Origin of the sequence: Chloracidobacterium thermophilum B, from assembly GCF_000226295.1 — a bacterium.
Lineage (GTDB): Bacteria > Acidobacteriota > Blastocatellia > Chloracidobacteriales > Chloracidobacteriaceae > Chloracidobacterium > Chloracidobacterium thermophilum.
The window spans coordinates 300,362-322,914 of record NC_016025.1; the positions used below are offsets into that span (position 1 = coordinate 300,362).

At 61.9% G+C, this 22,553-nt stretch carries 19 protein-coding genes; 4 read left to right on the forward strand and 15 right to left on the reverse strand.

All coding sequences use genetic code 11. The features are described from left to right. Positions 1-37 precede the first annotated feature (37 nt). The 7 genes from CABTHER_RS12320 to hpnJ all read right to left on the reverse strand — a co-directional run bounded on the left by CABTHER_RS12320 (position 38) and on the right by hpnJ (position 7,893). Complete coding sequence (locus CABTHER_RS12320) at positions 38-1,456, reverse strand: cytochrome c3 family protein (protein ID WP_148264097.1); 1,419 nt, start codon at positions 1,454-1,456, stop codon at positions 38-40. A 62-nt stretch (positions 1,457-1,518) separates the two neighbouring features. Next, positions 1,519-3,297 carry a GlcG/HbpS family heme-binding protein gene (locus tag CABTHER_RS12325; protein WP_049787533.1) on the reverse strand — a complete coding sequence of 593 codons (1,779 nt, stop codon included), beginning with the start codon at positions 3,295-3,297 and terminating at the stop codon, positions 1,519-1,521. Positions 3,298-3,491: 194 nt separating this feature from the next. Continuing rightward, on the reverse strand, positions 3,492-4,664 hold the full coding sequence (gene hpnI / locus CABTHER_RS12330) for a bacteriohopanetetrol glucosamine biosynthesis glycosyltransferase HpnI (RefSeq protein WP_014100987.1): 1,173 nt from the start codon (positions 4,662-4,664) through the stop codon (positions 3,492-3,494). 75 nt (positions 4,665-4,739) lie between these two features. Then, positions 4,740-5,120, reverse strand: coding sequence for an EamA family transporter (locus tag CABTHER_RS12335; RefSeq protein WP_014100988.1), 381 nt, complete (start codon positions 5,118-5,120; stop codon positions 4,740-4,742). Beyond that, the gene (locus CABTHER_RS12340) at positions 5,117-5,533 is read right to left on the reverse strand and encodes an EamA family transporter (protein WP_014100989.1); all 417 of its coding nucleotides are present in this window, start codon (positions 5,531-5,533) and stop codon (positions 5,117-5,119) included. The genes CABTHER_RS12335 and CABTHER_RS12340 overlap by 4 nt, the downstream gene beginning before the upstream one ends. Beyond that, complete coding sequence (gene hpnK, locus CABTHER_RS12345) at positions 5,530-6,399, reverse strand: hopanoid biosynthesis-associated protein HpnK (protein WP_228374109.1); 870 nt, start codon at positions 6,397-6,399, stop codon at positions 5,530-5,532. Before hpnK ends, CABTHER_RS12340 begins: the two co-directional genes overlap by 4 nt. 27 nt (positions 6,400-6,426) lie before the next feature. Continuing rightward, positions 6,427-7,893: a hopanoid biosynthesis associated radical SAM protein HpnJ gene (gene hpnJ / locus CABTHER_RS12350; RefSeq protein WP_041569964.1), complete on the reverse strand. Its 1,467-nt coding sequence runs from the start codon at positions 7,891-7,893 to the stop codon at positions 6,427-6,429. Positions 7,894-8,015: 122 nt separating this feature from the next. On the opposite strand from hpnJ, the gene CABTHER_RS12355 reads away from it, so the two are divergent. Further along, positions 8,016-8,639, forward strand: a complete 624-nt coding sequence (locus CABTHER_RS12355) for a hypothetical protein (RefSeq protein WP_014100992.1) — start codon at positions 8,016-8,018, stop codon at positions 8,637-8,639. A 35-nt stretch (positions 8,640-8,674) separates the two neighbouring features. Here the strand turns inward: CABTHER_RS12355 and hpnH are convergent, their stop codons facing one another. Continuing rightward, entirely contained in the window at positions 8,675-9,685 is a 1,011-nt protein-coding gene (gene hpnH, locus CABTHER_RS12360) for an adenosyl-hopene transferase HpnH (protein WP_014100993.1), read from the reverse strand. A gap of 323 nt (positions 9,686-10,008) precedes the next feature. On the opposite strand from hpnH, the gene CABTHER_RS12365 reads away from it, so the two are divergent. Then, the gene (locus CABTHER_RS12365) at positions 10,009-11,520 is read left to right on the forward strand and encodes an aldehyde dehydrogenase family protein (protein WP_148264098.1); all 1,512 of its coding nucleotides are present in this window, start codon (positions 10,009-10,011) and stop codon (positions 11,518-11,520) included. 66 nt (positions 11,521-11,586) lie between these two features. Here CABTHER_RS12365 and CABTHER_RS12370 read toward each other — a convergent pair whose 3' ends face one another. After that, a complete protein-coding gene (locus tag CABTHER_RS12370; protein ID WP_014100995.1) occupies positions 11,587-12,015 on the reverse strand; it encodes a DUF2237 family protein in 429 nt (142 codons plus the stop codon). A gap of 163 nt (positions 12,016-12,178) precedes the next feature. On the opposite strand from CABTHER_RS12370, the gene CABTHER_RS17095 reads away from it, so the two are divergent. Beyond that, on the forward strand, positions 12,179-12,556 hold the full coding sequence (locus tag CABTHER_RS17095) for a hypothetical protein (protein ID WP_148264099.1): 378 nt from the start codon (positions 12,179-12,181) through the stop codon (positions 12,554-12,556). Here the strand turns inward: CABTHER_RS17095 and CABTHER_RS12375 are convergent. The 3 genes from CABTHER_RS12375 to CABTHER_RS12385 form a co-directional block, all read right to left on the reverse strand. Continuing rightward, positions 12,485-12,916 (reverse strand): hypothetical protein, encoded by a 432-nt coding sequence (locus tag CABTHER_RS12375; protein ID WP_148264100.1) that lies wholly within the window; start codon positions 12,914-12,916, stop codon positions 12,485-12,487. The genes CABTHER_RS17095 and CABTHER_RS12375 overlap by 72 nt on opposite strands. Positions 12,917-13,006: 90 nt before the next feature. After that, the gene (locus CABTHER_RS12380; RefSeq protein WP_014100997.1) at positions 13,007-14,095 is read right to left on the reverse strand and encodes a glycosyltransferase family 87 protein; all 1,089 of its coding nucleotides are present in this window, start codon (positions 14,093-14,095) and stop codon (positions 13,007-13,009) included. A gap of 47 nt (positions 14,096-14,142) precedes the next feature. Next, on the reverse strand, positions 14,143-14,688 hold the full coding sequence (locus tag CABTHER_RS12385) for a Spy/CpxP family protein refolding chaperone (protein WP_228374110.1): 546 nt from the start codon (positions 14,686-14,688) through the stop codon (positions 14,143-14,145). A 210-nt stretch (positions 14,689-14,898) separates the two neighbouring features. Here CABTHER_RS12385 and CABTHER_RS12390 point away from each other — a divergent pair, with 210 nt between their 5' ends. After that, positions 14,899-16,410 carry a trypsin-like peptidase domain-containing protein gene (locus CABTHER_RS12390; RefSeq protein WP_014100999.1) on the forward strand — a complete coding sequence of 504 codons (1,512 nt, stop codon included), beginning with the start codon at positions 14,899-14,901 and terminating at the stop codon, positions 16,408-16,410. 104 nt (positions 16,411-16,514) lie between these two features. Here CABTHER_RS12390 and CABTHER_RS12395 read toward each other — a convergent pair whose 3' ends face one another. The 3 genes from CABTHER_RS12395 to CABTHER_RS12405 are packed head-to-tail and all read right to left on the reverse strand — an operon-like array spanning position 16,515 to position 22,537. Further along, positions 16,515-19,937 carry a TonB-dependent receptor gene (locus CABTHER_RS12395; RefSeq protein WP_014101000.1) on the reverse strand — a complete coding sequence of 1,141 codons (3,423 nt, stop codon included), beginning with the start codon at positions 19,935-19,937 and terminating at the stop codon, positions 16,515-16,517. A gap of 54 nt (positions 19,938-19,991) precedes the next feature. Beyond that, on the reverse strand, positions 19,992-21,539 hold the full coding sequence (locus CABTHER_RS12400; RefSeq protein ID WP_014101001.1) for an acyl-CoA synthetase: 1,548 nt from the start codon (positions 21,537-21,539) through the stop codon (positions 19,992-19,994). Continuing rightward, complete coding sequence (locus tag CABTHER_RS12405) at positions 21,536-22,537, reverse strand: 3-oxoacyl-ACP synthase III family protein (protein WP_014101002.1); 1,002 nt, start codon at positions 22,535-22,537, stop codon at positions 21,536-21,538. The genes CABTHER_RS12400 and CABTHER_RS12405 overlap by 4 nt, the downstream gene beginning before the upstream one ends. Positions 22,538-22,553: the final 16 nt, after the last annotated feature.

Here is a 22,553-nt window from a genome sequence, read left to right on the forward strand (position 1 = left end):
GGAGTGCAGGCGTCTCCCGTGGGTGACAGGCGCCAGCTTACTTGCTTTCTGACGCTGCCGGACGGCGCAGCTTGTGGCTTTCCGGTTTGGTCTTGCTCACGGTTGACGGATGGCAGCTATCGCAGCTTCCCAGATTGAACACCGCAATGAAGTTGTGTTGCGCTGGCGCAAAGCCAGGCAGGGGGGTCAAACGCTGCACCCGTTCCTTGGTGTCCTTGTCGTTGATTTTCTCGATGCGCTCGAAGCCATGGCAACCGGCGCAGGACTGGTTGGCCGGATAGGTCGGGTTGCGCCGGAAGGTGGTTTGCACCAGCCAGTCCCATTCAAGCTTTTCTTTCGCAAACGCTTCCTTGCTTTTCTTGCCGCGTTTTGGACGGGCGTCCCGGAGTTCCTTGGTGAGCGTCAGCAGGTTGCCGTGACAACTCCGGCAGGAAAGAGCCGTTTGCCGGCTGGCGGCGTCAGGGTGCGTCATGGCCGCCAGGGGCGTCGCCTTGCCGAGTTTGTTGAGAAACTCGATGGTCTCAAACGGTTTGCCGGGATTCCACTGCCGGTTGAACACGGCATGGTGGCTGCCGTGCTGAAACTCTGAGGTGATGGTTGTATAGCGCGGCGCACGGAGCAGACGGCGGTCGGGCTGGCGCTCCAGTGGATGGCACCCGGCACAGTTGGTTGCATACGGCTCGGCGGCATCCCGGCCGGTAAGTGTCTTGGCGTTCTCGATGTGACACACGAAACATTCGCGGTGTTCGGGGCGCGACACATAGATGTTGCGCCGCGCCGCTTCCGGTGTACCGGTTGGCATCAGCGGTGTGGCCTGCACCTGATGGCAGCTTTCACAGCTTTCCTTGGCATGGGCCGAAATGGCGTGGGAGTACAGTGCCCCGAACTGGGTTTGCCGCGCCGGATTGGGGAACGGGTGGATGTCTTTGGCCGTCTGACCAACCGGAGGCCCGTTATGACAGACCGCGCACATCACCTGGAGTTTGGCCATACGCGCGCGGTTGCCGGGCGTCACCATAAAACTGTGGCAGGCAGTACAGGCGGAGTGTTTGACCGGGGCCTGCCGTCCGGCGTACTGCTGCAGGTAGGCCGGCGTTTCAAGCGGGTATTGCCCAAATCCGTCGGCGCGGACTTCTTCCGGCCGCACGAGGTGGCAGTAGTTACAGTCAAGCTGAATGGTGGGCTTGCCGCCGTTGAAGCGGATGAGTTCCTTGTCCACGATGGCCACGTCGCCCGTCGGGTGCTGGTCATGCCGGAACGCCCCTTCCGGCAGGTTGTCTTCCGGCGCGGGAGGGTAAATCGTCCCGGTCGGCGCTGGCGCGGAAGTGCCCGTCGCCGACCCGGCAGGTGCCTGGGCCGGCGAGGGCTTGCTTGGTGACTGGGCCAGGCTGAACCAGCCACTCCCTATGAGAGCAAGCCACAGGATGACCAGTTTGAAGTGTGTTGTCCTGACCACGTCCCACCTTACCTTGTTCACCTTGCTTTGCCGGCCCGCCTGGGTTCGCTCGCCGCCAGCCTTCACAGATTGGGATTGGGCGGGAATTTGACGAACGCCAGGCGGACGCCACGGACGAACACCTGGTCACTCCGTATGTTGGCCGGAGATTCAAAGCCGGCCGAGCCGAACGAGGCAATGATGTCATCCTGGTCAATCCCATCGCCGCTGATACCGATGGCCCCAACCAGGACGCCGTTTTTGTAGAGCGGCACCCCACCGGCAAAAATCTGAAGTCCGTTGCGGATATTTGCCGGTGGGCGCCGGATGACCGGTACGCTGCCGGGGTTGGAATAATTGGTAAGAATATCGGCCAGCGTACCGGCAATAAGATCAAGCTGGAGGCCCGTATTGAACGGACTCCACACGTTGGTACTGGTAAACAGCCGGCTTCCGGTGGAGAACGGTCCCGGCGCATTGGGCACACATGGCCCGGAGCCGGTGCAGTCAATCCCATCCGGGAAAAACGGACGATGAATATCGCCCAGACCCCGGCAACTGAAGGCAATTGCGCCGTTGAGCTGAATGCCATCGGCTGCGGCGCGACTGACGTAGCTGCCCAGCCCGGCCGCGGTGAGAATGGCACCGGCATTGGGATTGCTCATAAAGGCAGCCGAGCGGGCCTTCTGCACACAGACATCCACGCCGAAAACCGGGGCGTCGGGGGTCCCACGCAGTCCGAGCAGGTTGCCGTTGGCATCCACGACGGCCACGTTGACTTCAGCAAAGTTGTTGAGGGGAAGGCGAATCCCGGCGCGGGTGGCGTACGCCTGCTGGATGGCCTGGGACAGTATTCGCTCCACTTCGGCCACCGAAAGCTGGGCGCTGGGCGTGATGTTGGCCAGCGGCGTAAAGATACGTACCGGCCGCCCGCCGAGTGTGCCGCAGATAAACTGGCTGCCGGGGCCCAGGAACGGCACGCCGGCTCTGGGAGTGGCCTGAGTGCCAAAGGCCGGAATGACCATGAAACTTCCCTGGGTGGCGAGGTTGACCAGTGGTTCGGCGACAGGCGGTGGGGCATTGACGAACCGCAGGGCGACACCATCCACCAGAATCTGATTGCCCCGGATACCGGCTGGCGCTTCAAAACCCCGTGAGCCAGCGACGGCGATGATTTCCTCCGGCGACTGGTCATTGTCGGTCGGGTCAGGGTCGAGGCTATAGTTGCCGTCAAGTTCCACTCCGATGCCGCCTACCGGTGAGTCGCCGATGTAAAGCGGCACGCCGCCGGCATCGGCCGACAGCCCCAGCGGCAGCCGGGGGTTGATGTCACTGAAGAGCAGACTCGAAAACTGGACGCCAAACAGCGGCCCGCCCCGCGTAAAGGACACTCCCGGCGGAAAGTGCTCCTGGACAATAAAGCTCGCCGTCCGTGGGGTGAACGCATTGCCGGTTGTAGCAAAGAACGAGCAGGTGCCGGCTTTGGAAATGGCCGCCAGTTCGCTGGGGATCGGCCGTCCACCCAGTGGACCGCCCGAAATGAACGTGTTGGGATTGGCACCGGTCATGCGGAACACCGCCAGGACATTGGCTTCCCGGTCAGTCACGGCAATGGTGGCGCGCAGGTTCAGGGCGGCAGCACGGGTGACAGCCTGGGTGATGATCTGGGTGACATCACTGACGGACAGGGCGCGTTCGTTTGGGTTTGGGCACAACGGCTTGTTGAGCGCCTGAGTTTGGGGAGGCGGGGTCAGAACAGCGTTACTGCCGGAGATGTTCCGTGAACCGCAGGCCGAAAGCAGTGGAATACCTGTAATGAGCAACCCCAAAATCAGGTGTGGAAGTGAACGCAAGCAACGCATGGACATCTCCTCGTGGAAGCCAAAGAGGAACCCGTCTGCAAGGTGTGTATCCGTCGGGTCCGTTGTGTATGTGGCGGCTATCGCGCAGGTGAAGTGGCCCGAAAGTGTCCGCAAACATACCAAAACGCTTTGAGATTACAACCTGAAAAGCAAGCCGTGGCGCTGTTCCCGGAAGTTGGATGGGGGATGGCTGGCTAGTGACGCTCCGGCAGGGGATAGGGAAGCAGCCGTCCGTCGCCAGTCAGACGGTACATCTGCCCGCGCCAGGTGACGGTTCGCCCGCCAAAGCCGCCCATCCAGATGGCCATCTGGAGAAGGTCCCGCAGCGGAAGCCAGCCAAGGCGGCGGATTGTCTCGCGGTCTCCCAGAATGTTTGCCATCTGCCACGCCGCCAGAAACCGCAGGGTCAGGGCAACCAGAAAGAGGTGCCAGGCAAGCGGGACGGCGGGGAATGCCGCGACGAGCAGCGCCCCTAGCCAGAAGGTATGCGTAATGAACATTCCGGTGTAACCGCCGGGGCGGGCCGTCCGAATGGTGCGTGCCCAGCGCAGTTGATGACTGAGAAAGTCGCGCCAGGTCATGCGTGGCACAACCGTTTCCACGACACAGGAAGACAGACACACTTCGTAGCCAGCCCGGTGGGCGAGATGTCCGAGCAGGTAGTCATCGCCCAGATGGTCGGCCAGGCGGGACAGCCCGCCAAAATCCGCGATGACCGCCTTGCGGGTGGCAATCGTGGCGCCAAGGGCAAAGCTCATCCCTTCAGTCAGGCAGGCTGCCAGCACCCCGGCTATGAAGTCCGTGCTGATGCCCAGACATTCAAGATGGGCGGTCAGTCCGCCGTTTGCCGTTCCCCGGTAGGGACAGGTCACGACCCCCACCTGTGGATGTTGCAACGGGCGGACGACGGTGCGCAGGTAGTTGGGCGGAACACGAATGTCGGCGTCGCTCAGCACGACGGTTTCGTACTGTGCTGCATTGAAGGCATGGGCCAGGTTGGCGACTTTGGGGTTGATGCCCAGCGGCGGCGGCTGAAAAACGCAGGTGGTACGCACACCAGGATAGGTTTGGCGCAGGCGCTCGATGACGGCAACAGCGGCGTCTTCCGGGTCGTGGAGGGCAAAGACAATCTCATAGTGCGGGTAATCCTGGCGGAAAAAGGTTTCCAGGCAGGCTTCGAGGTCGTCATCGGCGCCACGGATGGGCTTGAGGACGCTGACCGGAGGGGTGAAGCTGGTGAGGCTGCGCTGTTCCCGGAAGCGGAGACGCCGGAACCAGAGCGTGCCCAGCAGAACGACGAACTGGTAAGCGCTCGATGCCACCACGAGTAACGCCAGACCGGCAAACAACCAGGGAGCGGCATGCATGGGACTAGTCTCCAGTCTCCGTGGCAGGGGATGAAATGAGAAGACCGTCAGCCGCCATGGCGATGCAGTGAGGGTTCAGAAAAACAACAGGTAAGCGCCGCCGGTGACGAGCAGCGTCCCGATCCAGCGGGTAGGGCTGACCCGTTCCTTGAGAAGGAACTGAGCGCCCAAGGTATTGAGGACAAAGCTCAGCGCCGTTGCCGGCTCCACCAGGCTCACCGGTGCAACGGAAAGGGCCGCCAGAAGCGAAGCAAACGCGCCGGCCATACAGGCCACACCAAGGTAAAACCCCGGTGCGCCGAGCGTACGTCCGGCAAGCCGCAGGGCATCACGCCAGGTACGAAGCTCGTCCTTGCCGACCTGCTTCATAGTCCGGCTCAGGATGAGATCGCCCACTGTGCCGAACACGACGATGCCGGCAATCAGGGCAATGACAACAGAGACCGAGGCCGTCATGACGCTGCCTCCAGATGTGATGTCTGCCGGTCGGCTTCGGCGCTGCGCGTCACCAGATACACCCCGGTGGCAATGGCAACAATGCCTGTCCAGCGCAGCGCCGAGACGGTTTCTCCGAGCAGCAGCGCACCCAGCAGCGCCGTAATGACGTAGCCCAGCGACGTGACCGGCAGGACATAACTCAGATCGAGCTTGGAGAGCAGCGTCAAAAACAGGATGAAGAACGCGATGAGCAGAGCCAGTCCGCCCAGAAAGGTCACGTCGGTGGCGAGGGTCAGAAGCACGGCACCCACGTCATAGGCTGCCAGGTGGGCTTCGAGGGTTGGGGCCAGACGCTTCATCGCCAGCGTCAGCAGAACATTGCCCAGCGAATTGACGATGACCGAAGCCGCCACAAAAGGATGGAGTTTCATGACAAGTCTGCGTAGGTCACAGGCTGGATGTGCCGTTGCCGGAGGCGGGCTTTGACCTGCGGACTCAACAGCGCCGCCAGTTCGTCGGGACCCTGGGCGTTGTGTGCCGGCAACATAGGCGATGCGACCTCCGGGTGGCAATACACTTCCTGGGGGGCGGCGCTCAGGCGGTCGAGCAGCGCCAGCCAGTAGTCTTCCGTGAAGCGCCCGGTCTCGTAGAGTCCGTGAACTTCGTCCACAGCACGCAGGTGGTGCCGCCGCAGGTGTCTGATGGCCAGCGCGGAAAGCCAGCCAAACACCAGCCGGTGTCCGACCTTGACGGGCCACCCCTGCCGCCGGATGGCCAGGTTGCGCCAGAGCCGCTCCCGTGGCAGGCGGACAAACCGGATGCCAAACGCGGCCGCACAGGCGGCAACAACGGGAAAAACCGCCGGATGCAGGTGAAAGTGCAGGTGGCCGTCCACATGGGAGCAGGGCAACCCCGTGGCCAGAAAACGCTCGAATTGGGCGCGGATTTCCCGGCGCAACTCCGCCCGGCAGCGTGGATCGAAAAAGTACCGTACTCCGGCAACGACCGGATTGGAAGCAAACTGCCGCTGGCCGTCAACGAGGTGTGGAATTTCCGTGGGGGGCAGGACGGATTTGCCGCACACCAGCGTCAGGTGCAGTCCGACGCTCAGGCGGGGACGGGCTTTGGCCAGCGCCACGGCCTCGTCGCAGGCATCGCCCCCGACCATGAGACTGCAACTCGTCAGGATGCCTTCGTCATGGGCCTTGACCACGGCCTGGTTGACCGTGGAGGAAACCCCGAAGTCGTCGGCATTGATGATGAGCTTGATGGACATCGCCCGCAAAGTGCCCGGCACAGGAAGCGCGTACCGGAAGTGGCGGTGCTACACCCCCTTGTGAGTCCCGGCCGTTTCCACCTGGCTGCGGTAATACGCCTGCCGCTTGGAGCGCAGCCGCAGAAAATCACGCGCTTCCCTGTAGAGGCGTTTCCGTTCCTGCCCGTCAAAGATGGCTTTCCCGACAATCCGGGCGATGATTCTGGGCCGGAAGTAGTAGCCGTCATAGAAGTCTTCGACGGCCTTCATAATCTGGCCCTTGGTCAGTCCGGGATATTCGATGTGCGGAAGCTGATGGCCTTCTTCGTCCGTCATCGCCCCTTCCGTCAGCCAGCCCTGCTCCACGAGATAGTCGTAGAGTTCCGTCCCCGGGTAGGCGTGGGCAATCGAAACCTGGATGGTCTCGCAGTCGAGTTCCTTGGCGAAGCGGATGGTTTTCTCGATGGTCTGGGGCGTCTCGCCGGGCAGACCCAGGATGAAATCGCCGTGAACGACCAGACCGAGCTTTTTGCAGTGCTTCATAAACTGCCGCGCCATGTCGGTCGTTGCGCCTTTCTTGATGTTTTTCAGGATTTGGTCGTCGCCGGACTCAAACCCGACAATCAGCAGGCGGCAACCGGCTTCCTTCATCGCTTTCAGGGCGTCGTAGGTTGTGGTGACGCGCGCCGTGCAGGACCAGGTTTTTTTGAGCGGCTTGAGTTTTTCGCAGACTTCAATGGTACGTGAAGGCTGGTAGGAAAATGTGTCGTCGTCGAAGAAGATTTCCTTCAGTTTGGGGAACAGTTCCCAGGCGTGGGCAAATTCATTCGCTACGTCTTGGGCTGACCGCTTGCGCCAGGGGTGCCCGGAAATCGTCTGCGGCCACATGCAGAAGGTACAGAGGGCCGGGCAGCCACGGGTGGAGTAAAACGCCACGTAGGGGTGCAGCAGAAACGGCACGTTGTATTTTGTGTAATCCAGGTCGCGGGCATAGACTTCGGTTGCCCAGGGCAGGGCGTCGAGGTCGTGGATGGGCGGCCGGTCGGGGGTGCAGATAAAGCGTCCGTTGGCGTCAAGGTAGGCAATGCCTTCAATGTCGGCAAGCGGCTTGCCCATGGCAAACTCCGTCACGCTGTAGTCAAATTCCTTGCGGGTGACGAAATCAATCGCCCCGTCGGCCAGCCGCAGCGTCTCTTCCGCCCGGACGGTCACGTGTGGGCCGACGAAAGCAATCTTGACGTGCGGGTTCTGCTCCTTGAACATCCGCGCCAGTTTGAGGTCGTTATGCAGTCCGGGTGCGCTCGTAAACAGCACGATGAATTCGTAATCCTGAGCAATCTTCAGGGTTTCCTGGAGGCTGATGCCATGAGGTGGGGCATCGAGCAGCCGCGCGCCGGGAATCATGCCGGCCGGGTAGGCCAGCCACACCGGATACCAGTAGGACGCAATTTCGCGCGTCGCCGGCCAGCGCGAACTGGCTCCGCCATCAAAGCCTTCGAAGGAAGGTGGATTGAGCAGCAAGGTTTTCATCGGCATAGTGTGTTTATGTTCTCCGTGATCCCGTGGGGAGGGCGCACTGCCTCCGCCCGGAGGTTGATTTCAAGGCTGTCCGTTGCCAGACGGTTGGTTCCCCGGCCCGAAGGAGGGCGGCGGGTTTCATGAGCAGACCGGTATTTCGTCGCAACTTGGTCGCCGTCGTGCTGGGGTTGCTGCTGATCGGGCTGCCCGGCCCGGCCGGGGCGGATGATCTGGCCCCCTCGGAACTGGTCGAACGCATGCGGGCCGCGTTTGAGCGCGTGCAGGACTACACCTGTCGTCTGATTGAGCGGAACTTCAGACGGCCCGATGAATTTTCCGAAAGCGACTATGCGTTCAAGAAGCCGCATTTCATTAAGCTGGTGGGACGTGTCGGCCGGTCGAAGGGATCGGTTGTCGTCCTGGGCCGGGACGGCAAAACCAGCCTGCGCAAAAATGGCTTTCCCATTCCAACCTTCCTGGTACGAGAGGAGTTGCGCGATTTTGCCCGCAGTGACTTTGGCAGCCTGATCGAAGAGATCGAGCAGATGTTGCAGGCTGGCGCGGAAGCCGCTGTGACGCTCCGGGGCGACGCCTACCTGCTGCGGCTGGCGCAGGGCAATCGGGTGCGTCTTTACGTGGTGGATGCCCAGGTCAACCTGCCCATCGAGTTGCTCGAAACCGTGGACGGCCAACGGGTCAGTCTGACCGAATGGCGTGATCTGCGGCTTGATGTCGGTTTGACTGAGGCTGCTTTTCAGCCGTGACTGGCGGCCTGGTGCTTGCCCGTCCTGCGCCGTGTTCATACGCCCATCCCTAGCGACCAGGCGGCGAGTTGCAGCTTGCCGCGCAGGGTTTTCATGGCTTCTTCGACGGCGCTGTGTTCCGAGCCGCTGTGCATCTTGCAGTTGACACAGCGCGGGTCCTGGCGGCTTTCCCAGTAGTTCCAGTCAACCGTGTTCCAGAAGGTCTCAAAGTCCTGAAAATAGCCTTCGCCCTCGATGAGGTAGCAGGGCGCTTTCCAGCCCTTCGGCGTGTAGTTGACCGTGGACCACGGCGCGCAGGGAAGCTCAATGAGGCCGGCAGCGAAGTCCAGAAACTTGGGCGTGGCGTTGATCTTGTATTTCTTCGCAAAGGCGCGGATGGCCCGGAATTTTTCGTGCGTCTGTTCGCGGTTGAGAAAAATGTCGTTTTTGACGCTCTGGTACTCGTAGCCCGGAGAAATCAAAATCCCGTTCGCGCCGAGTTCATCCACGAGTTGGCAAAGCTGCTCGACTTCCTCGATCCTGGTTTCGCGGAAGACCGTTGTGTTCAGATAGACGTTGTAGCCGAGTTTTTTGGCTTTTCGGATGGCATCAATGGCCTTGTCAAACACCCCGGCGCGGTTGGTGACGTAATCGTGGGTTTCGCGCATGCCATCGAGATGAATCATCAGCAGCAGCCGGTGGGTGGGCGGCACGACGCCGAAGAGTTTTTCTTCGAGCTTGAGCGCATTGGTGCAGAAGATCACGTGCTTGTCGCGGGCAAACAGCCCTTCGAGCAGTTCTTTGAGTTCCGGGTACAGGCATGGCTCGCCGCCACAGATGTTGACAATAGGCGCGCCACAGGCGTCCACGGCGGCAAAGCATTTTTCCGGTGGCAACCGGTCGGAGAGTTTGCCGGTGTAACGCTCGGTTGAGCAGCCCAGGCAGGCAAGGTTGCAGGTGTAGAGCGGTTCAAGCATGAGCACGGTCGGGTAACGTTTCCGACCAAGGCGTTCCATTCTGGCGCGGTGGCGCGCTTGCGCAAGCGTGAACTGGAGGGGGAAGCGCATGATGTTTGGGTCTCGGCGTAGGCGACTTGGGAAAACTCCGGTGGTGCCGGTGATTGTCCTTGCACTTGGCGTTTTCAAGGTTGCCGTTGGTATCACATCTGACAGTCAGCAACAATGACGGCTTCCGTTGCTGAGCCTCGCAGGTTTCCGGCGTCCGGTGTTGCGCGGAACATGTTTCCGGACCAGCGAAAGCGGCAATGCCGTGGGGATGACCCAACGGGTGCCCTGACAAGGAAACAGACAGGGCGCTGGCCCTTGTTTTGGAACGAAGGTGTGCCTAACGTAAGCCTCAGTTCTCACCTTGGCGAAAGGACGACCAATCCATGTCTGCTCCACACACCGCACCCGATACTCCGGCGACTGCGGACCTGCCGACCTACCAGATGCTCATTGACGGACAGCTCGTTGGGGCTGAAAACGGGCGTGTTTTTCACACGGTTTCGCCGGCCGATGGGATGCCGCTGGCGGCGGTTCCCCATGCTTCAGTCGCCGACGCCGAGCGGGCGGTACAGGCGGCGCGTGCAGCCTTTGAACTGGGCACCTGGCGCAATGCCGACGGCTCGATGCGGGCGAAGATTCTGAACCGGCTGGCTGACCTCATCGAAGCCAATCTCGATGTTCTGGCGCAGCTTGAAGCTATGGATCAGGGCAAGCCGGTTGGCTATGCCCGCGCCTTTGAAATCCCGGTGGTGGTGGACACGTTCCGGCACTTTGCCGGCTGGGCTGACAAAATCTACGGCGAAACCATCCCGGTGCCGGCATCGGGATTGGATTTTACGTTGCGGGAGCCGGTGGGCGTGTGTGTAGGGTTTGCGCCCAACAACTATCCGCTGGTGTTGGCGGCGTTCAAAATCGCTCCGGCACTGGCGGCTGGCAACAGTGTGGTGCTTAAGCCATCGCCGGCAACGCCGCTCACGGCGCTGAAACTGGGCGAGTTGTGTGTGTCCGCCGGACTGCCCGATGGGGTGCTCAATATCGTCACCGAACCGGGGCATGAAGTGGCGGCTTACCTGCTTGAACATCCTGAAGTGGATTTGGTGTCGCTGACCGGTGGGACGGAAACCGGCAAGCTGGTGAGCCGGGCCGCGGCCGGGACGCTCAAACGGGTGCTGCTCGAACTTGGCGGCAAGTCGCCGTTCATCATCTGTGCCGACGCCGACATGGAGCTGGCCGTGACGGGCGCGCTGATGGGGACGTTTTACAACTCCGGCCAGACCTGTACGGCGAGCACGCGGATTTTCGTCCACCGCGCTGTGTACGAGGAATTCCTGGAGCGCTTTGCTGCGGAAGCTGACCGGCTCGTAGTGGGTCCACCGCTCGATGAGGCGACCAACAACGGCCCACTCGTGACCCGCAGCCAATACGAGAAGGTGCTGGGTTACATCGAATTGGGGCAGGCAGAAGGCGCACGGCTCATCACGGGCGGCACGCATCCGGCCGGGCTGCCGGAAGCCGGCAACTATCTGCGCCCCACCATCTTTGCCGACGCGCACAATCGCATGCGCATTGCGCAGGAGGAAATCTTTGGGCCTGTGGCGTCGGTCATTCCTTTCGAGGATGAAGACGAGGTGATTGCCCAGGCCAACGATTCGGTTTATGGGCTGGCGGCTTCCGTCTGGACGCGCGACATCAAGCGCGGTCTCAGCATGATGAAAGCCCTGCGTGCCGGGCAGGTATGGATCAACAACCACAACATCTTTTTCCCGCACGCGCCCTTTGGGGGCTACAAGCAAAGCGGCAATGCCCGTGAGGGAGGCGCGGAGGCGCTGCGCCACTACACGCAGGTCAAAAATGTCTATGTCGAACTGGGGGATATGTTGCTGACCCCGTTCTAGGTTTCAGCCGGAGCGCCCGCTCACGATGTGCCATCGTGAGCGGGCCGTCGGTTGGACGAGGGCGTACTAACTGGTTTTTTCGTCATCCGGCAGAGCGATTTCATCCACATCGCTGAACGGCTCCGGCAGGGCGTGGCGTTTGAGGTCGGCAAGGGAGACCACTTCGAGCGCCTTTTCGTGGGTGGCTTCGAGAATGACCGGCGGCGCGACACCGGCTTCAAGGGCTTCCTTCCAGCGGGAAACACAGAGGCACCACTGGTCGCCGGGTTTGAGTCCGGGAAAGCGGAACCACGGGGCGGGGGTTGACAGGTCATTGCCCCGCGATTTGGTGAAGGCCAGAAACTCGGCCGTCATCCGGGCGCAGACGACGTGGGTACCGATGTCATCGGGGCCGGTTTCGCACTTGCCCGTCCGGTAAAAGCCGGTCATCGGGGAGGTGCAGCAGGTTTCGAGCGGGCCGCCAAGGACGTTGCGGGGTGTCTTGGTCTGGGACATAGGCTTGACCTTGAGTTGAATACTGGAATGATGCTTTTGGCATGAGGATTCCGGGAGTACTCCGGTGCGGAAATTCTGGTTTGAGTGACAAGTGACCGTCAAGCCAGCGGGTCACCGGCTGCCCGGCGTGTAGCTTTGGTGTTTTTCACAAAGGGGCACTGGGATGCTGAGTCCAATTTTTGAGTACACCGCGCCGGTTTCGCCCATTCTGCCGGGTGAAGCCGCGCAGCTTGCCAGAAACTTTGCCTGTGTTGATCCGCACCAGCGGACGTTTATCGGGTTGCCGCCGTCGGTCAAGGAAGCTCATGGGTTGCCTTCGGCGACCTGCGTTACCGTTACATTTGAGATCAACGGTGTCTTGGGCAGTGTAACGGCTTACATTGCCGGCGGGCGGGGTGGAATGCTACGGCTTTCGACGGATTTGATGGAGGCGTTGCACCTGACGCCGAACATGAAGGCGACGGTCCGGTTACTTTCCCGCGATGGGGACCGCCCGCAGATGGAGATCAGGGGCGTGAAAGCAGAGGATACCCTTGGGTAAGGTGGGTTTTTCATCAGACCCGTAGCTGGTCATCGCCGGCAGGCGGAAGGCCCATTCACCTTCGCTCAAAACCGAGACGACCAGGCGCGTCAGGGCATAAAACAGCGGCGGGTTTTGGTCGGGGCCGCGCTGGATGAGGTCCATCATCCCGGCCCAGTCCGGCATAGTGACGATGTAAAACGTAAACAATTCATCCAGCCAGAAAGAACGGGTCACTGCTGCATGCGCCACCTGAAGGATGTAAAGCACGGTGAAAAGGCCTACGGCGAAGGTATCACTGCGCGTCAGACGGCACTCTGCGGCTGGACTGGTATCGAACTCCATCTGGCTTGTCTCAGCGGCGACTTGGACGGATGACATGCAAACCTGAAATCCACCGGGCAAACGACAGAGGTTACTCGGTCGTTTCCAGACGCTCCGGCAAGTCCTGTTCAGTTGAAAAGGCAAGCGTCAGTGTAGCGCCCAGTCCCACCAGCGCAAAGAGCGACCACGCCGCAACCCCCAGGCGCAGCACACCTGGGACAACCTGGAAACCCGACCACGTACACACCCGAAGGCCACAAGCCACATCCGTGCCAGAGAATGGTTTTTCTGGCAGCGAAGCAGGATGGCAACCACCAGGGCCAATGTTGCAAAGTGCGCCACCCAACTGAGCTGACTGCCAAGGACGCCCCACGCGCTGGCCACGGCTGCCACCCGGTACACCGACGGCCCTACTCCCCGGCAATAGACCTGCCCAAGAAGGAAAAGCCCGCCGCTGCCAAGCAAGGCCACCGGCCAGTAGGGAAGCTGTTCCCCAACACCAGCCCACCGGATAACCCGCAAAAGCGCACCGTAGAGCGACTGGTTGCTGGCGACGGCAAAATCAAAATGCCACCCCTGAAGGATGATTTCCCGGTACCAGTCGTGCAGGATGGCCCACCTGTGGGGGCCCAGCCCCCAACAGGACAGCGCATTGCCCAGCCCCATCCACACGGCCCACCACGCCAGCAAACGCCACGCGCGCCGCCCGACGAAGTATGGAATCAGCAATACCGGCGAAATTTTGACGCTGACGGCTGCCGCCAGCGCCAGTCCGCCGGTTGCGGCGCACTGCCGTTGGGCATCTGCCAGCAAGGCAAAGGTCACGAGCGCGGCGATCCAGAGATTGACCTGCCCCAGCAGGAAGTTGCCAAGCAGAACGGGTCCCAGCACCAGCCACCACCCGGCATGCGGCAGGTTCTGGTCGGGCGTCGCCGGCAGAACCGGCTGTACCAGTCGCCACAGCCAGCCAACGGCCAGGATGTTACCCACAGCCCACAGGAATGCCGCCGCCGGCAGGGGGAGCCACGTCAGCGGTGTCAGAAGCTGGGCAAACAAGGGCGGATAGAGATAGGGTGTGGCGGCGCGGATGGGAATCTCGTAGGGATTCCCCGTCAGCCACACCTGCCGCGCGGCGGCATAAAACACGGTGAAATCGTTGCCGTAACGCTCCGGGGTTGTTCCGCTGCGCGCGGCGCTGAGCCAGCACAGCACGCCGATGCCGAAGCCCCATCCCACACGGGAAAGCCACCATGATGACTTTACGTTCGAGGCGATGGGCAAGGCTATGGCGTTGGCGGACGGCCAGGCTGACGTTGACCAGGGCGCTCCGGCGCACGGGGCTGGAATGTTCCCGGATCGGCGCGTAACTCATTGAGGATACGCACCTGGTCGGGCGTCAGGACCATTCGGATGCGATACTGCATCCGCGCCCGAAGCCGGGTCAGGTTGGCTTCGGCTTCGGCCAGCTCACGGGCGCACTGTTCAACCAATGACTCACTGGTTTCCACACTGTAGATGGCTTCCGTGAGGGCCTGACGACGCCGGAAGACCTCCCGCCGCGCCGCATTCAGGGTTGGTCCCTCCTGGCGGCGCACTTCCTGCATCTGCCGGCGCTGTTCCGGCGTCAGCCCCAACACCCGTACCAGCAGGCGCGATTCATAAAGGGCTGCCGGCAGTTCTGCCCCCTGGCGCAGGATGGCCCCATCGGCGTCCGGTTCCGGCATCGGGCGGGATGGCTGCTGGGCAACCAGCCATCCACCCGTGACGCCTAGCCACAGGCCGCCAAAAAGCAATTGGCAGAACATTCCGGCTGGCAACAAACGTGGCATCATGGCCTTGGTTCAGTTCATTTGGTGTGGGTTGGAAGCACCTGCCACTGTAGAGACCTAGCCGGGGGAAAAAGTCGGAAAATTCGCACCGTAACCTGCGCTGGAAACGGCACACCAAGCGACAACCATCGTTGACAGTCGGGTTGCATGCGCCTCACACTCGTTTGTCCTCCTCCCATTACCTATTCCTTCCCATCGGACGTGGCCCCTATGCAGATACGTCGCAAGTTGCTTGGTTTTGCGCTCCAGTCGGTGCTGGTTGTCTCTATCGGGTTTGCACTGGTCGTGAGCGGCTGGATGGTGCTCGCCCGGACCGCGCGCCCGGCGGCCCCCGATCTGTCAAAGCTCTCCATCGTGTCACACCGGGGAGAGCCGCTCAACGGCGTGGCGGCCGACCTTTCCACGGTTTTTCGGAAGATTGGCAAACTCGTCAAGCCGTCAGTGGTCAGCCTCCGGGTCGTCGAGACCATTTCCGCCGAATCGCTGGGGCTGGGACGGAATCATCCGCCGATTCCGGGAATGGAAGACGGCCTCAAACAGCGTGGCTCTGGTTCCGGGTTCATCATCAGCCCCGATGGATACATCGTCACCAACGAACACGTTGTTGGCAAAGCTGACAAAATCCGGGTGACGTTTGATGATGGCCGGCAGGCCCTGGCCAAACTGGTCGGCGTGGATGCAGCTACCGATCTGGCCGTGATTAAGGTTGACCTGACGGGACTGACGCCGGTGACACTTGGCGATCCGTCAGAAATGGAGCAGGGCGACTGGGTGATGGCGATTGGCGCGCCGTTCGGCCTTGAACAAACCCTGACCGTGGGCGTCATTAGCGCCACGGGCCGCAACCTGCCCAGTTCGCGCACCAACCGGTTTGCGCAGTACAACAACTATCTGCAAACCGATGCCTCCATCAATCCGGGCAATTCCGGGGGGCCGCTGCTCAACCTGCGGGGGGAAGTCATCGGCGTCAACACTATGATCCTTTCCGAGTCAGGCGGCAGTGAAGGCATCGGGTTTGCCATTCCTTCCGACCTCGTCGAACGCATCTGCCGCAAACTCATTCTGGAAGGGCGGGTACGCCGGGGCTGGCTCGGTGTGAGCCTGCCGGTGCAACCGCTGACCGAAGCCCAGGCCAAGTCGCTGGGCCTGCCCGGTACCGAAGGGGCGCTGGTTCAGGATACGGTCGGCCCCGACAGCCCGGCCGCGCGCGCCGGTTTGCGGAGCGGAGATTTCATCGTGCGTTTCGACGGCATGCCCATCCGCAATGAGCGCGAACTGACGACCAAAGTCGCTGAAACCGAAGTCGGAAAAACGGTGACGGTCGAGTTCATCCGGGATGGGCAGCGCCAGCAGACGCAGGTGACGATTGATGAGCGCCCAGCCGCCGAAACGGCGATGCGACCCACGCCCAAAACCGAGGCTGCCCAGGATGCCAACCTGCTGGGCCTGAAGGCGGTGCCGCTTCCGGCTGATCTGGTTTCCAAACTGCGTCGTCCGGAAGGTGTCCTCGTCGAGTCGGTGCGTCCTGCCAGCCCGGCCGACGAAGCCGGCCTGGTCAAGGGGATGGTGCTGCACAGCCTGAACCGGCGTCCGGTCAGGTCGCCCGAAGACCTAGCACAACTTACCCAGAACCTGCGCCTTGGTGAAACCGTGGTGCTCGAAGTCGAAGTGCAGCTCAACGGCCGCTGGGAGTTCCGTTTCATCTCGGTCAATATCGAGTAGCCGGAACACACGGCCGGCAAACCGGGCCACGCGAAGAATAAAAAGGGTGGGGAACGTGTCCTCCACCCCTTTTGATGTTGCCGGCCTTTGCCTGCCGGTGGCGGTCAGAAGCTGTACTTGAACGCAAACTGAATGAGCCGCGGCCCCGTCGAAGTCGAGAGAATGCGCCCGAAGTTGGGGTTCAACGGCGGGCCACCCGGCACAAGTGGCGCTCCGGTGCTGACCGGATTGGCGAAGTTCGTCTGGTTGAAGGCATTGAAGAATTCCGTGCGGAATTCAACCCGCTGCCGTTCACCAATCGGGAAGAACTTGACGATGGAAATGTCGCTGTTGGCCTGCGCCGGGCCGCGCAGGATGTTGCGGCCGGTGTTGCCAAAGTTGCCAACGCCTGTGGCGACAACAAACGCACCTGTGTTGAAGTAGTTGTCCAGCCGACGACGCACATCCCCGCTGCGCGCGGCACTACCCCGGAAGCCAGGGACAAAGTCCGCCCGTGAGGCATCGAACAGTCCGCGCCCCGAAATCACGTTGAAGGGCAGTCCTGACTGGACGATGGACACCACAGCAATCTGCCAGTCGTTGACCAGGTATTTCAGCGCGCCGTCGCCCTGATAGAACTTCGGCAGGTCATAGACGAAGCTGGCCACGACGCGGTGCCGCCGGTCAAAGTCTGCCGTCCCGCGCGTTCCGGCAAAGGTGGCCTGGTCGCCCACGTCGGCCGACACGTCGCTCGTCCCGGCGGAAGTGATCTGCCCGGAGTAGTTGTCAATCGTGTGTGACCACGTGTAGGCAAACAACCCCTGAAGCCCCTTGGCCAGCCGCCGCGTCACGCTGATTTGCAACGAGTTGTAGCTGGAGTTGGCGGTTGTTTCCTGGGCGTGGACGCCAAAACCGATGGTTGGAATCGTCGAAAACAGCGGGCTGAGGGTGAACGTCCCGACCGCATTCGGCGAGGTCGTCTGGTTGAGGTTGCGGAAGCGCGTCAGCTTGCGGCCGACCGAGCCGACGTAGGCTATTTCAAGCTGGGTGTCCTTGATGAACTCCCACTGCACGCCAAGGGAATACTGCTGGACGTAAGGCGTGCGCAGGTTGCGGTTGAGGTAAATGCCCTGCACCGGAATGACAATGTTCGGCTGGTTGGTCGGCCCTACCGGCAGCGAGGGGTTGAACAGGTCATTCGGCACGATGAAGGGGAAGCCGACCGGGTACTGCTGTGGAATCGGTACGAACGGGTTGGCGAAGGGTCGCGAAAACTGCGCCAGCGCCAGCGTGTAGTAGGGATAGGTCAGCCCCTGGTTGTTGACAACGCGCGAGTTCGGACGGTCATAGTAGATGCCGTAGCCGCCCCGGATGACGAACCGGTTGCTGTCGAGCGGCCGGAAGGCAAACCCAATCCGGGGTGCAACGTTGTTGCGGTCGGGCGGCACGAGTCCCCGCTCGACTTTAGGCACGTTGGGAATGCCAGGGCTGGCATTGCCGGCCTGCAGGAAGCCGTTGCCGGGGGCGTTGGCGCGGAAGCGGTCAGGATCGAAGGTCACGAAGCGGCCTTCGGTGTCGAAAAAAGGGCCGAAGTAGTCGTACCGGATGCCAAGGTTAAGGGTCAGGCGCGGATGGATTTTCCAGTCGTCCTGAAAGAACAACGCGAAGTCATGCGCCCGCACCTGCCGTTTGGCCGATCCGGGGCCGATAATCGAAAACACCGGATTGAAGCCCGGAAAGGCATCCGCCACGAGAAATTCCGTGAAGGCATCGCGCCGTCCCGGTGTAAAGAGCGGCGCCAGGGCCGCCAGATTGGTCAGTGCGCCGGTGAAGGTAATCGAACCACGGGCAAAAATGTCAAACTCCACCCGGACGCGGTTGTAGCGGTACTCACCGCCGAACTTCAGGGCGTGGTTGCCGGTCGTGTAGGTCACGGTATCGCCGGCCGTGAGGGTGTCGGCCTGGTTGTCGCTGGCCGAAAAACCGGAGGGCCCGGCGGTGAAGAAATTGGTCAGCCCGATGGCGGGCATGCCGGGGAAGCGGCTGCGATTGGGCGAGTTGATGCCAAACTGATTCGCCGTGAACGGTTCGGTCGGCGTCGCTTTTGCCGGAATGATGTTGAAGCCAAAGCGCGCTTCGTTGATGAAGCCACTGGCAAACACGTGGGTGTCGGTGACAGCAAGGAAGCGGTTGTTGGCTTCTGTCCGCACCGGATAGCCCGGCGTCTGAAGGGCGTTGGCCAACCCGAACTGGTTGAACAAACCCTGGTCAGTCCGGTTGTTGGCAAAGAAAAACTTGACGGCCAGCCGGTTGGCGTTGCCGAGCTGGGCATCCACGTTCGCATTGAACTGTTCTTCCCGGAATTTCGAGAGCGTCGGCAGGATGCGCGCAATCTGCCCGTTGCCCGACGGAATGAGGAAGGAGCCATCAGGATAACGCGCCTGAAGCAGACGGCGGGCCACGGGGTTGACAAAACCAAGCTGCCCAAACGCGGCCAGTCCGGGGGCGCGGGCGCGGGACAACGCCGCCAGCGCCGCATCCGAACGGTCATCGGTCAGGTCGGGCGGCGTGCCGACCACCGACAGGCTGTTGGTCAGCGACGTGCCGTTGGTTTCACGGGTGCCCTGGTAGGAGCCGAAAAACCAGAGCCGGTCCTTGATGATGGGACCGCCGAGCGTGCCGCCGTACTGGTAGCGTTCGTTGGTGGGACGATCAATGCCCTGGCGCTTGAGGAAGAAGTTGTTGGCGTTGAGCGAGGTGTCGCGCAGGAAAAAGTAGGCATTGCCGTGAAACTCGTTCGTGCCCGATTTCGTCACGGCCGTGACGATGCCGCCAGCGTTGCGCCCGGCTGAGGCATCGTACTGGCTGGTCAGGACGATGAATTCCTGGAGCGAGTCCGTGGCAGGAACGGCCAGATTAGGCGTTGAACCCGTCCCAATCGAGTTGGCGTCAATCCCGTTGATGAGCACCGAGTTGCTCGTTGTGCGCTGGCCGTTGACGTTGATGGCCGTGTCGCCGCGTCCGACTTCTGACGTGTTGGTGATGTTGGCCGAGGTGCCGGCGCTGAGCGTCAGAAGCTGCTGGAAGTTGCGGGTTGGAAGCGGCAACTGGCGCAGGCTGCGCTCCTCGATGACGCGCCCCTGGCTCGATGAGTCCGTCCGCACCAGCGGCCCTTCGGCCGTGACGACCACGACTTCGCCGCTGACATCGCCGACCTGCAAGGTGAGATCAACTGTGGTGTTTTCGGTAATCCGCACCGGAACATCGTCCAGAACGGTTTTGCGAAAGTTGGGTGCCGTGACCTCGACCCGGTAGGTGCCCGGTGGAAGCAGCGGCACGGTATAAGTGCCGGCGTCGCCCGTCGTCACCGTACGGGTTGTGCCCGTGCCTTTCTGAATGACGGTGACGGTCGCACCGGAAACAACGGCGCCCGATGGATCGGTCACGGTGCCGCTCAACTGTCCGGTCGAGACCTGCCCAAAGACGGGCGCCCCGGCCAGGCAGCCAATGAAAAGCGCCAGACAAAGGCGCAAAAGTCGGTTGCACATGGGGGTGAACTCCTTACTCCTGAGTGAACTGGTAGGGATTTTTTCCAGGATGATTTATCCGTTGGGTGAACCAAGCAGCCGCTCGCGCAGCTCACGCTTGAGCAGCTTGCCGGCAGCGCTGATGGGCAGGGCGTCGAAAAACCGTACCGCCTTGGGCACCTTGTAGCCCGCCAGACGGTCGCGCAAAAAGGCGATGAGTTCCGGCTCGGTGGCGGTCATCTCCGGTTTCAGCACGACGCACGCCACGCCGACCTCGCCCCACTTGGGGTCAGGAACGCCCACAACGGCGCACATGTCCACGGCCGGGTGGGCATACAGCGCCTGTTCGATTTCAGCCGGATAGACGTTTTCGCCGCCGGAAATGAACATGTCCTTCTTGCGGTCCACAATGAAGAAGTAGCCTTCGGCGTCCTGCCGCGCCATGTCGCCGGTATGGAACCACCCTTCAGCGTCGCGGCTGGCCGCCGTGGCTTCCGGGTTGCCAAAATAGCCGGATGAGCCGGACGGCCCCCGCAGTACCAGCTCGCCGGGGGTATCCGGCGGCAGTTTGTGACCTTGTTCGTCCACCACGGCGGCTTCGACAAAGAAGTTGGGCCGTCCGATGGAGCCGGCCTTGCGTTCGGCATCTTCCGGCGCCAGGGCAAAGACGCCGGGACCGAACTCGGTCATCCCAAAACCCTGCTTGAAACAAATACCCTTGGCCGTCCGGTAGGCTTCGATAACGGGCAACGGCAGCGGCGCGCCTCCGCTGGTACAGAAGCGCAGCGAAGACAGGTCAGCCGTGTCCCAGTTGGGCGCGGCCTGCATCATCTGGTACATCGTCGGAACGCCGGCAAAGACCGTCACCCGCTCGCGGGCGATGAGGTCAAGCGTCTGTGCGGCGTCAAATTGCCGCACCAGAATGGTCGTCCCGCCCAGAATGGCCAGCGGGACGGTATAGACAAACAACCCGCCGGTGTGAAACAGCGGAAACACATTCAGGTAGCGGTCGCCATGACGCAGGTCGTGGATGACCGTGTTGAGGGTGTTCCAGGCGATCTGCCGGTGCGAAATGGCTGCGGCCTTGGGAGTTCCGGTTGTCCCACCGGTAAAGATGAGCGCCGCGATGTCTTCCGGCTGTACCGGGGTTGGGACGAAATCCGGCGCTGGCGTTGCCAGCCAGTCGGCAAAGGCCAGACTGTCAGCCACCGGTTGGGGATCGAGATGAACGAGTTGTACCCCGTCCAGTTCCCCGGTTTCCTGCATGGCGCTGACCGTCGGGACGAAATCCGCGCCAAAGGCCAGTGCGCGCGGGCGAATCTGCCCCAGGATGGTCAGTTGTTCCCGCCAGTGAAGCCGCCAGTTGAACGGCACGTGCAGCGCGCCGAGCTTGGCGCAGGCAAAGAACAAGTCGAGATGCTCAATGCCATCGCGGGCAAGAATGGCCACCCGGTCGCCGGCGGTGACGCCCAGCCGGCGCAGAGCAGCAGCGACGCGCGTGGCCCGCTCATTGGCTTCGGCAAAGGTCAGGCGAAGCGGCTCCGGCTTTGAAGCATCCACGAAGGCCAACGCTTCAGGCGAATACACAGCGCGTCGCCCAAGGTAATCACCCAGCCCAATCATCCTTGCTGCCACCTCCAGACAGAAGCTGCCAGCGCAATGCCGCCGCCGCTGGCGCAGAAGACGACGAGTTGCCCCGGACGCAAACCGCGCCGCGTCACAACCAGGTCATCGAGCGCCATGGGCAGACAGGCCGAGCCGGTGTAGCCCCACTTGTCCATGACCCAGTGGGTCTTTGCGAGCGGTTGTCCGAGTTGCTGCATCACCATTTCGATGGTGCGCAGGTTGATTTGCGTAAACAGGAACCAATCCACGTCATCGAGGGCGTGGCCGGCTTTGGCAAGCGCTGCACGGATAAGTCCGGGCCAGTATTCCGTATTGAAGGTGCGTGGAAACTTGCGGACAAACTGCACTCTGGGCGGCCCGTACGTGGCGAGTGTCTCCGGCGTACATGGGCGGAAAGCGCCGCCGGTGTAAATACCCATGGCGTCGTGGAACGCGCCAAGGGCCTGAAGCTTGCCGGCGAGAAAGCCCGGACGTTCGGCGGCACCAAGGATGACGGCCCCGGCGCCGTCGGCAAACAACGTGGCGGTGTACTTATCGTTTGGGTCGAGAAAGCGGCTCATGGCATAGCCGCCGGCAACGAGAATGTAGCGGTAGTCAGTGTCACCCAGAAGCGTCAGTGCTCCCTGATTGAGCGCCGTGACCCAACCGGCGCAGGCGGCGTTGAGGTCAAACGTGCCGGCGCGCGATGCCCCCAGCTTCGCCTGAACGGCAGAAGCCGTTGCCGGCGAAAGGTAATCCGGCGTGTCGGTGGCAACGATGATGAGGTCCAGGTCGGTTGGATTCAGTTGCGCCCGTTCGAGCGCCTGGCGGGCTGCGGCCGTCACCATGTCGGAGGTGGTCTCACCTTCGCTCAGGTAGCGCCGTTCGTGAATGCCGACATTGGCCACCAGCCAGTCTCCGACCGGTTCGCCAAAGCGCTCGTCAAAGACCGCGTTGGGCACGACCTGGGCAGGGACGTAACAGCCGGTGGCAAGAATCTGTACGTGGCGCGACATGGGCGCACTCCTTCTG

Excerpts from the sequence above, each read along its gene's own strand:
- CABTHER_RS12325 (WP_049787533.1), bottom strand. The coding sequence starts at position 3,297 with ATGCGTTGCTTGCGTTCACTTCCACACCTGATTTTGGGGTTGCTCATT.
- CABTHER_RS12385 (WP_228374110.1), bottom strand. The coding sequence starts at position 14,688 with ATGCCACGTTTGTTGCCAGCCGGAATGTTCTGCCAATTGCTTTTTGGC.
- CABTHER_RS12390 (WP_014100999.1), top strand. The coding sequence starts at position 14,899 with ATGCAGATACGTCGCAAGTTGCTTGGTTTTGCGCTCCAGTCGGTGCTG.
- hpnI (WP_014100987.1), bottom strand. The coding sequence starts at position 4,664 with ATGCATGCCGCTCCCTGGTTGTTTGCCGGTCTGGCGTTACTCGTGGTG.
- CABTHER_RS12340 (WP_014100989.1), bottom strand. The coding sequence starts at position 5,533 with ATGAAACTCCATCCTTTTGTGGCGGCTTCGGTCATCGTCAATTCGCTG.
- CABTHER_RS17095 (WP_148264099.1), top strand. The coding sequence starts at position 12,179 with ATGCTGAGTCCAATTTTTGAGTACACCGCGCCGGTTTCGCCCATTCTG.
- CABTHER_RS12400 (WP_014101001.1), bottom strand. The coding sequence starts at position 21,539 with ATGATTGGGCTGGGTGATTACCTTGGGCGACGCGCTGTGTATTCGCCT.
- CABTHER_RS12365 (WP_148264098.1), top strand. The coding sequence starts at position 10,009 with ATGTCTGCTCCACACACCGCACCCGATACTCCGGCGACTGCGGACCTG.
- CABTHER_RS12405 (WP_014101002.1), bottom strand. The coding sequence starts at position 22,537 with ATGTCGCGCCACGTACAGATTCTTGCCACCGGCTGTTACGTCCCTGCC.
- CABTHER_RS12395 (WP_014101000.1), bottom strand. The coding sequence starts at position 19,937 with ATGTGCAACCGACTTTTGCGCCTTTGTCTGGCGCTTTTCATTGGCTGC.
- CABTHER_RS12335 (WP_014100988.1), bottom strand. The coding sequence starts at position 5,120 with ATGACGGCCTCGGTCTCTGTTGTCATTGCCCTGATTGCCGGCATCGTC.
- CABTHER_RS12375 (WP_148264100.1), bottom strand. The coding sequence starts at position 12,916 with ATGTCATCCGTCCAAGTCGCCGCTGAGACAAGCCAGATGGAGTTCGAT.
- CABTHER_RS12355 (WP_014100992.1), top strand. The coding sequence starts at position 8,016 with ATGAGCAGACCGGTATTTCGTCGCAACTTGGTCGCCGTCGTGCTGGGG.
- CABTHER_RS12370 (WP_014100995.1), bottom strand. The coding sequence starts at position 12,015 with ATGTCCCAGACCAAGACACCCCGCAACGTCCTTGGCGGCCCGCTCGAA.
- hpnH (WP_014100993.1), bottom strand. The coding sequence starts at position 9,685 with ATGCGCTTCCCCCTCCAGTTCACGCTTGCGCAAGCGCGCCACCGCGCC.
- hpnJ (WP_041569964.1), bottom strand. The coding sequence starts at position 7,893 with ATGCCGATGAAAACCTTGCTGCTCAATCCACCTTCCTTCGAAGGCTTT.